General features: G+C 36.2%; 6 protein-coding genes. All 6 read right to left on the bottom strand.

Annotated elements, in window-relative coordinates; all coding sequences use genetic code 11:
* Positions 1–256: 256 nt before the first annotated feature.
* Genes ACP5FO_RS07555 through argH form a run of 6 tightly spaced genes read right to left on the bottom strand, consistent with a single transcriptional unit; the run spans position 257 to position 8,821 of the window.
* Positions 257–1,228: an NAD(P)H-dependent glycerol-3-phosphate dehydrogenase gene (locus ACP5FO_RS07555; RefSeq protein WP_428110384.1), complete on the bottom strand. Its 972-nt coding sequence runs from the start codon at positions 1,226–1,228 to the stop codon at positions 257–259.
* Complete coding sequence (locus tag ACP5FO_RS07550) at positions 1,221–1,976, bottom strand: type III pantothenate kinase (protein ID WP_428110388.1); 756 nt, start codon at positions 1,974–1,976, stop codon at positions 1,221–1,223. The genes ACP5FO_RS07555 and ACP5FO_RS07550 overlap by 8 nt, the downstream gene beginning before the upstream one ends.
* A gap of 7 nt (positions 1,977–1,983) precedes the next feature.
* Positions 1,984–3,201, bottom strand: a complete 1,218-nt coding sequence (tyrS, locus tag ACP5FO_RS07545) for a tyrosine--tRNA ligase (RefSeq protein ID WP_428110420.1) — start codon at positions 3,199–3,201, stop codon at positions 1,984–1,986.
* Between the two features lies 1 nt (position 3,202).
* Positions 3,203–5,335 (bottom strand): vitamin B12-dependent ribonucleotide reductase, encoded by a 2,133-nt coding sequence (locus ACP5FO_RS07540; protein ID WP_428110391.1) that lies wholly within the window; start codon positions 5,333–5,335, stop codon positions 3,203–3,205.
* Between the two features lie 2 nt (positions 5,336–5,337).
* On the bottom strand, positions 5,338–7,014 hold the full coding sequence (recJ, locus tag ACP5FO_RS07535) for a single-stranded-DNA-specific exonuclease RecJ (protein WP_428110394.1): 1,677 nt from the start codon (positions 7,012–7,014) through the stop codon (positions 5,338–5,340).
* Positions 6,986–8,821: an argininosuccinate lyase gene (gene argH, locus ACP5FO_RS07530; protein ID WP_428110397.1), complete on the bottom strand. Its 1,836-nt coding sequence runs from the start codon at positions 8,819–8,821 to the stop codon at positions 6,986–6,988. Before argH ends, recJ begins: the two co-directional genes overlap by 29 nt.
* Positions 8,822–8,967 lie beyond the last annotated feature (146 nt).

Genomic DNA, 8,967 nt, shown 5'->3' with positions numbered 1-8,967 from the left:
AAGCGCAAGCGAAGGATCTACCTAGCACCACTTTTAAGTGAGGAGATTCTTCGGGCTATCGCCCTTCAGAATGTTAAAGAGCGTGTCATCTCCCCACCTAAACCGCCTGCCTCATTATGAGTTACGGGAATATAGGATACAAGCTCTAAATATAAAACAAAATCCATAGTGGCTGTGAAAGGATCCAAGATCCTATAATGACAGTTTATTCTGCACTAAAGTGACAAAGATGGGTTAAGTGGCGAAGAATCGCCTTTCACTCTGACTTCAGAGGTCTTGTCATTAGTGCGGTTATTGATTGAAATGGGTCTTTTTTGTTTGCAATAATATTGTAAATCTCATTTATTATGGGCGTTTCTATGGAATATTTCTTTGAAAACGCAAAACAGGCCATTACTGTGTTTAAACCCTCCGGGATGCCTCTCATTTGTCTTAGAATCTCATCAACCAACAAACCTTGAGCCAACTTAACACCAAACTCTCTGTTTCTGCTTAAATTACCCGTTGTAGTAAGTACAATATCGCCAATTCCAGCAAGGCTTAGCATCGTCTTACTTTTACCGCCAAAAAATTTGTATATTCTTGAAATTTCTGCAATACCCCGCGTAATTAAAGCAGCTCTTGCATTTTGACCTAAATTTAAACCATCGCTAATACCACAAGCAATTGCCAAAACATTTTTTAGTGCCCCTAAATATTCTACGCCTATATAATCAGATGAAGTATAAATCCTGAAATAAAATGTATTAAACGTATCTTGAAGTTTTTTAACAAGCATTTTGTTGCAAGAAGCTATAACTGAAGCAGTGGGTAATTCCAGCGCCACTTCAAGTGCAAAGTTTGGCCCAGATAATACGGCAAATTGATCTTTTTTAATACCAATAGTTTGAGATAAAATACCAGAAGGCGTCAAAAATGTTTCATCTTCTATGCCTTTGCTTAAGCTTAACGCTATATCTACATTTATAGAAAATTTTTTTATGAAATCTCTTAAATATTTCACAGGTATAGCAAAAATACCAATATGAGCGTTTTTTGGTGTATCGAACACTAAATTGTTTGATAAATGAATGTCTTTTAGATATTTATCATTTTTGTGAGTTGCCTGCAATATTTCTACAAACTTCTCATTGCGCGCGCACAAGCATACATTCAAATTTTTTTTAGCAAGCAAATTTGCTATAGCTGTACCCCAGCTGCCAGCACCATATATACAAATCTCATACATTTTTATAATAAATGCTTTTTAAACCATAAAGAGTAAGGTTTGGTTCAAAATAATCTACCTCTTTAATTTCTTTAATAAACATTTGAGCATCTCCGCCAGTAAATACAACTGTAGACTTTTGCATTTCAAATTTTAGCCTTTCGATAATACCACCTACCATTGATATATATCCAAAATAAATACCGCTTCTCATACTTTCTTGCGTATTTTTACCAATTACTTGCAACGGCCTTTCCAAACTGATTTTGGGTAATTTTGCCGTATGTTGAGCAAGACACTCCATAGATATGTTAACACCAGGCGCGATAACTCCACCTAAATATTCGCACTTTGCGCTTACACAATCAAATGTGGTAGCTGTCCCAAAGTCAACCACTATAACAGCGCTTAAACATTTCTCGTAAGCAGCAAGTGCATTTACAATTCTATCCGCACCAACTTCTTTTGGGTTATCGTAAAGTATTTTTACACCAGTTTTTAAACCAGCGCCTACTTCTTTTGTTTTTACTCTAAAAATTTTTTCTATTGCGCTGATAATTTTTTGTGTTAAATAGGGCACAACAGAGCTAATAATTGCACCTTCTATGCTAAAGCTCAAGCCATTAATTTTAAACAAATCATACAGCAATACGGTGACTTCATCATCAGTCCTGTTTAGCGTGCTAATGCGAAAAGTGTTTGTTAATACATTGCCTTCAAAAACACCAAAAGCGGTTGTGGTATTTCCTACATCAATTGTTAAAATCATTTTACACCTATTCAACAATAATTTTTGCTATTAATTTTTTGCCTACCTTTAATACAAAATCGTCACCTTTTTTAATTTGCAAGGCACTATCGTCTAAAACCTTATCGCCAATATATACGCCTTTTTGCTCGATTAAACGCTTGGCTTTAGAAGTCGAATCACTAAAGCCTATATTTTTTATCAAGTGACATATCCAAATTGTTGGCGTATCAATTTTTAATCTTAATTCCTGCACAGACTCAGGCGTAGCTTTGTGCGTTATTGCATCAAAAGTTTTTCTGGCAAGATCAGACTTCCCTGGCCAAAAACGCTCTACAATTTCTAATGCTAACTGTTCTTTTACAATTTTTGGGTTTAGAGAACCCTCTTGAATCTGTTTTTTAAAACTTTCAATTTCTTGAATGCTTTTGTTTGACAACAAATCGTAGTACCTAAACATCAACTCATCTGATATAGACATAACCTTACCATAAATATCATTTGGGTTTTCGTTTAGTCCAATGTAATTACCCAAAGACTTACTCATTTTATTTTTACCATCTATGCCTTCAAGTATAGGCATCATAAGAACACTTTGGGGTTTTTGATTGAATTTTGCCTGCAGCATTCTGCCTACTAAAAGGTTAAATTTTTGATCACTGCCGCCAAGCTCTACATCGGCTTTTAAAGCTACAGAGTCATATCCTTGCACTAAAGGGTACAAAAATTCTTTTATAGAGATGGGCTTTCCACTTTTATACCTTTTTTCAAAATCATCCCGCTCAAGCATCCTTGCAACACTCATATAACCTGCAAGCTCAATCAAACCGGCTGCATTCAACTTATCGCACCACGTAGAGTTATATACGATCTTTGTTTTTTCTTTGTCTAAAATCTTAAAAACCTGCTCTTTGTAAGTTTTTGCATTTTCTTCAACTTCTTGCCTGGAAAGTGCAGGGCGTGTTTGAGATTTGCCTGTAGGATCACCTATCGTGGCTGTAAAATCACCTATTAAAAAATACACTTCATGACCTAAATCTTGAAAATGTTTTAATTTTTGTATAAGCACAGTATGGCCAAGATGCAAATCTTTTGCGGTAGGATCAAAACCTGCCTTAATCTTTAATGGCGCACCTGTTTGTAAAGATTCTTTTATTTTTTGTTTTAGTTCTTCTTCTTCGATAATTTCAACGCTGCCTCTTTTTATTAACTCAAATTGTTCATTAACCTGTTTTTCAATACTCATCTTAGCTACACCTTGAATATCCGCAATTTTTACATACGGCACAGCCTTCTACTTCCTCTAAAACACCACCGCATTCTGGACATTCTTCATAGTTTTTCTCTATTTTTTTTCCCAAAAAATGGTCTTTTAGCACCTGGGCAATGGCATCTGGCACAGATTTTATCAACCTACCTTCATTCCAAATTGGCTGAGCGCCTGTAATGTTTATAAGTGTACCAACTATTTTTTCAACATCCACGCCATTTTGTAAAGCAATCGATATAAGCCTGCCGATAGCCTCAGATAAAGCCGATATATCGCCACCGGATTTGCCTATATTGGCAAATACTTCGACAGGCTTATCATTGAGCGTATTTACCGTTACATACAAGCTACCGCGAGAAGTTTTGAGCTTTTCTGTAATACCTTTCAAAACATTCCCGCGCTTTATGGATTGAGGCTGACTTTTGCTTGATTGCGACACCAGAACCTGCACACTCCTTGAGCCATCTCTATACACAGTCAGGCCTTTTAAACCTTTTTCTATTGAATAAATATACGCTTGCTTGACATCATCTATCGTAGCGGAATTTGGCATATTGATTGTTTTTGATACAGCATTGTCTGTGTAGGCTTGAAAAGCTGCCTGCATGTCAATATGGGCAGTGTAATCCATATCCATTGAGGTAACAAAAACTTTGTCCAAGCCAGATAATGATTTTGGTAAATTTAAACCTTTAAGCTTACCACCGTTTGCTATAATCTCTTCCAATATTGATTCTGCGTCTGCGCCTAAAGCTTTTAGTCTTTCAAGCAACCTATCGTTTACATACTTTAATTTTTTGCCGTCAAGCACCTGCTTGTAATAGGCTAATGTAAAGTACGGCTCAATCCCAGACGAACAATCCGCTATCATTGATATGGTGCCAGTTGGCGCTATGGTAGTAGTTGTAGCATTACGCATTAGCATGTTTTGTTCTTTAAAAATGCTTTTATCATAGGTTTCAAAACACCCGCGCTCTTTAGCCAGATTACTTGAAGCTATATGGCTTTCGTTTTGTATAAAACTCATCACTTTGGTTGCAATTTCAATACCCTGCGGACTATTGTAGGCAACATTTAAATCTATAAGCATATCCGCAAAGCCCATTATGCCAAGTCCAATTTTTCTATTTTTTAGCGTTTCATTTTTTATCTGCTCAATGGGATAGTTATTTACATCAATAACATTGTCAAGAAAACGCACAGCCGTATGCACGCACACTTTTAAATCATCAAAGTCAATCTCGCCATCGCGCGTAAATTTTGACAAATTAATAGAGCCCAAATTGCAAGACTCATAAGGTAAAAGCGGCTGCTCTCCGCATGGATTTGTGGATTCAATATCTGCGTATTTTAATGTGTGAAGTTTATTGATTCTGTCTATAAAAACAAGTCCTGGCTCGCCATTTCTCCATGCACTCTGGGCAATTTCGTCCCATACGAGCGAGGCTTTAAGTTTGAGCGCGACTTGTTTTGTGCGGGGATTGATAAGCTTATATTCTTCATCATTTTTTAACTTTTCCAAAAAATCATCAGTTATGGCTATGCTTATATTAAAATTCGTTATAGCGTTTTCCTGCTCTTTGCAGTGTATAAACTCCATTATATCGGGGTGATCTACCCTTAAGATGCCCATATTTGCACCGCGCCTTACACCACCTTGTTTAACAGATTCTGTAGCGCAATCAAATACTCTCATAAACGACACAGGACCGGATGCCACACCTTTTGTGGATTGGACCACTTCACCTTTTGGTCTTAGCCTGCTAAAAGAAAATCCCGTGCCGCCACCAGTTTTGTGTATAATTGCCGTTTGCTTCACAGCTTCAAAAATCTCTTCCATAGAATCGCCCACAGGCAAAACAAAACAGGCAGACAGTTGACCCAACGGATTTCCTGCATTTACAAGCGTAGGCGTATTTGGCAAAAATTTTAAAGATGCCATTAGCTCATAAAATTTCTCATACCAGTAGTCAAAATCTTTTTCTTGCTGCGCTATATGTTTGCTTACACGTTTGAGCATTTCATCTGGTGTTTCTATAACTTCGCCAAGCTCATTTTTCTTTAAATAACGTGACTTTAGCACAACAATTGCGTTTTCGCTGAAACTCATATTTACTCCTTAAATATATCTCTAACTGTAAAATTGCAGTATGTTTTATTGAATGATATGTAAAATGCTATACTGTAGCGTTCGTTAATTTTTAAGTTTTCTGTTTCGTAACTCAAAAAAATTTTTGTTTGGCCGTTAAAGTCAAAAAAAATTAGACTACTGTAAGGCTTTTTTTGTATATCCTTTAAAACAGCGTTCCTCACCAAAAAAGTCGGCTCTTCGTTATTTGCGCCAAATGGCTCTAACTCTCTTAATTTTTCCAAAAAATCATTTGTTTGAAACAATCTTATATCACACTCTAAATCAACCTTCAGTTGGTTTAAAAAGTTGACTGAAAGCTTTGATACCTCATTATTTATAGCTTCCCTTAGGGGCTCTATATGTTCTTTTTGAAGCGTAATACCAACTGCTAACTTATGACCGCCAAATTTTTCAAGCAGTCTTTCATTGCGCTTTATCACATCAAATAAGTTAATAGACTCTATGCTGCGCCCACTTCCCACACATACAAAATTACCTTCTGATATAACAATTGATGGTTTTTTGTAAATATGCGCTAAATTGCCAGCTACTATACCAATTACACCTCTGTGCCACCTACCACTTACCACAATGGCATCATAAGATCTTGCGTTATTAACCATTGATTTTGCTTCTTGTAGGATTTTTTGCTGAAGGCTTTTGCGTTTTATGTTTAACTCATCAAGCCATGTAGCAATTTTTAACATTTCGACTTCTTGCGTTGTAGTAAACAAATCTATTGCCAAATTTGCATCAGCAAGCCTGCCTGCTGAATTTATGCGTGGAGCAATTTTGTAGGCTACATCATAAACGCTAAGGTTAGATGCAATCTTTGAAACCGCTTTGAGCTTGTCAAGCGCTTTAGAACTTTTTGATAGACCATACTTTACAAAAACTCTATTGACATCAATTAGAGGCACCACATCAGCCAACGTACCTAAACTTACAAGATCTAAATAATTTGCCAAATTTGGTTCTTTTTTAAAAAAGTTCAGATCCCGCAAAGTTTTTCTTAAGGCGAGTAAAAAGTTAAAAGCTACACCAACACCAGCTAATTCTCTGAATGGATATTTGGAATTTTTCATCTTTGGGTTAACTACCGCATAAGCATCTGGTATTATATTTGGCTCATGGTGGTCCGTTATAATAACATCTATGCCCAGTATTTTAGCAAACTCTATCTCATCCTGGCTGGAGATTCCATTATCAACCGTTATAACCAGCTTTGCGCCTCTCTGATTTGCAAATTTTATGGCGTTAAGTGATAAACCGTACCCATCTTCTCTTTTTGGTATATAATAACTTGTTTTTATGCCTATTTCTTTAAAAAAATTTACCAATATTGAACATGAAGTTATGCCATCTACGTCGTAATCGCCTACAATACAAATATGCTCTTTGCGTTTAATTGCTTCAGTAGTGCGCTTTACTGCAAGATCCATATCGTTAAGCAAAAAAGGATCATAAAGATGCGATAGTGCAGGATTTAAGAATTTATCAACATTATTTATGTTTCTATTTTTTAAAATTTTCACAAGGATATCATATGTATAATGATTGCCTATTTTTACTTTTGGGTTATCAGCATCAAGCAGTTTTTCATTTATGATAATCTGAACCAGTTCACCTTTAGTATTGTATCTTTTTTCTGAATTCATTATAATCTTTCAAAATTTTTAAATGGTCAAATACGATCTTGTCTGGCAAATTATCCAAATCAAAAAAACCTAAATCTTTTGCATCATCGCCCGCTGTTGCATGTGAAGTAGTTTTTGCATAAAAAACAATGCTTACCGTATGACTTCTTGGGTCTCTGTCTGGGGCTGAGTAAACACCAAAAAGTTTTGGCGCTGCAATTTCAAGGTTTGTTTCTTCTTTCATCTCTCTTATGACTGCCTGTTCAACGCTTTCACCATAATCAACAAAACCACCAGGCAAGCTGTACCCAAAAGGATAATTTCTCCTGCTTATAAGCAATACTTTACCTTCTTTCTCAATTATGCAATCTACGGTCAACGATGGATTTTTATAAATTTTTACAGGATAGCCGCACCTTGGACATAAGTCTTCGTGAGTTTCTTTTTGTTTGTTGCTAAAGAGCTTTTCCTCTTCTTCAATTTGCTCTAATACATTTTGTCTGGCTGTGCCGCCGTATGATTTTCTTTTATCTACGCTGCGCCTATAATCAATAAAGTCGTAAACATCTTCTTCTATCTGTGAGGCAATCGACTTGTACTCATCAAGCGTTAATTCTTTTAGCGTCTTGTTTTTACTGATTGCATAAGCTACAATCGCACCTGATTTTGCATGTGCATCTCTAAAAGGAATTTGCTTAAGAGCCAAATAGTCAGCTAAGTCTGTAGCAGTAATAAAGCCTTTATCTAAAGATTTTTCTATTTCTTTTTTGTTAACTTTGATTTTGCCTATTAATTTGGTTAAAATACCTATAATCAATACAACATTGTCAATCGTGTCAAAAAGCGCCTCTTTGTCTTCTTGCATGTCGCGGTCATAAGCAAGCGGTAAGCCTTTCATAATAGTTAAAAGAGCAAATAAATTGCCGTATATCCTGCCCGTTTTGCCCCTTATTAGCTCCAAGCTATCAGGGTTTTTTTTCTGAGGCATTATGCTTGAGCCAGTGGAAAACTCATCAGGCAATTCTATAAAAGAAAACTCCTGCGAAGCGTAAATGATAAAATCTTCAGCCATTCTTGATGTGTGCATAGCAAAAATCGCGCAATTATTTAAAAATTCTATCATAAAATCTCTATCGGATACCGCATCAATAGAATTTTTAGATATTTGTGTAAAATTAAGCAAAGAAGCACTGTAATGCCTGTCAATAGGCCAGATTGTACCCGCAAGAGCTCCAGCCCCAAGCGGCATAATATCAATGCGTTTTATTGTATCTAAGAATCTCTGTTTATCGCGTTTAAATTTCTCAAAAAAAGCCATTATGTAGTGAGCAAACAAAATTGGTTGAGCATGCTGCATGTGTGTAAAACCCGGTATTATAACATCAATTTGTTCTTTTGCAAATGAAAGCAAGCTCTTTAGTAGTTGATCAAGTTTTTCTATTATATCAATACTTACATTTCTGAGATACAATCGCTCATCTAATGCCACCTGATCGTTTCTTGAACGAGCCGTATGTAGTTTGCCGCCAGATTTGCCAACCAGATTAATAAGTGCACGCTCAATTGCCATATGTATATCTTCATCTTGTGGGTCAAAATCAAACTCACCCATTTCAATTTGCCTTTCAATTTTGCGCAAACCGTCAATAATCTTTTCTGCTTCTTCTTGTGAAATGATTGCTTGCTTTGCAAGCATCTTAACATGCGCAATGCTGCCTTCTATATCGTACCTGTAAAGACGCTTATCGTAGCTTATACTTTCTGAAAATTGCTCCATTAAATTATCTTCCTGGGCGCTAAAACGTCCAGACCATAGTTTATTATTCATTTATTGCTCCTTTTTTGCAAATACTTCAATACTGTTTTTGGCGCACATACTTGCGATTTACGCTTCAATTTTTAGTCATTCTGAGGGCACGAAAAGTGCCCGAAGAACCTCATAAAGTAGATCCTTCGCTTGCGCTTCAGGATGAC

Source organism: Desulfurella sp. (assembly GCF_049977265.1).
Lineage (GTDB): Bacteria > Campylobacterota_A > Desulfurellia > Desulfurellales > Desulfurellaceae > Desulfurella.
The sequence above is the reverse complement of the archived record's forward strand: the minus strand, read 5'-3'. Positions and strand labels throughout refer to the sequence as shown.

Excerpts from the sequence above, each read along its gene's own strand:
- ACP5FO_RS07550 (WP_428110388.1), bottom strand. The coding sequence starts at position 1,976 with ATGATTTTAACAATTGATGTAGGAAATACCACAACCGCTTTTGGTGTT.
- argH (WP_428110397.1), bottom strand. The coding sequence starts at position 8,821 with ATGAATAATAAACTATGGTCTGGACGTTTTAGCGCCCAGGAAGATAAT.
- ACP5FO_RS07540 (WP_428110391.1), bottom strand. The coding sequence starts at position 5,335 with ATGAGTTTCAGCGAAAACGCAATTGTTGTGCTAAAGTCACGTTATTTA.
- tyrS (WP_428110420.1), bottom strand. The coding sequence starts at position 3,201 with ATGAGTATTGAAAAACAGGTTAATGAACAATTTGAGTTAATAAAAAGA.
- ACP5FO_RS07555 (WP_428110384.1), bottom strand. The coding sequence starts at position 1,228 with ATGTATGAGATTTGTATATATGGTGCTGGCAGCTGGGGTACAGCTATA.
- recJ (WP_428110394.1), bottom strand. The coding sequence starts at position 7,014 with ATGAATTCAGAAAAAAGATACAATACTAAAGGTGAACTGGTTCAGATT.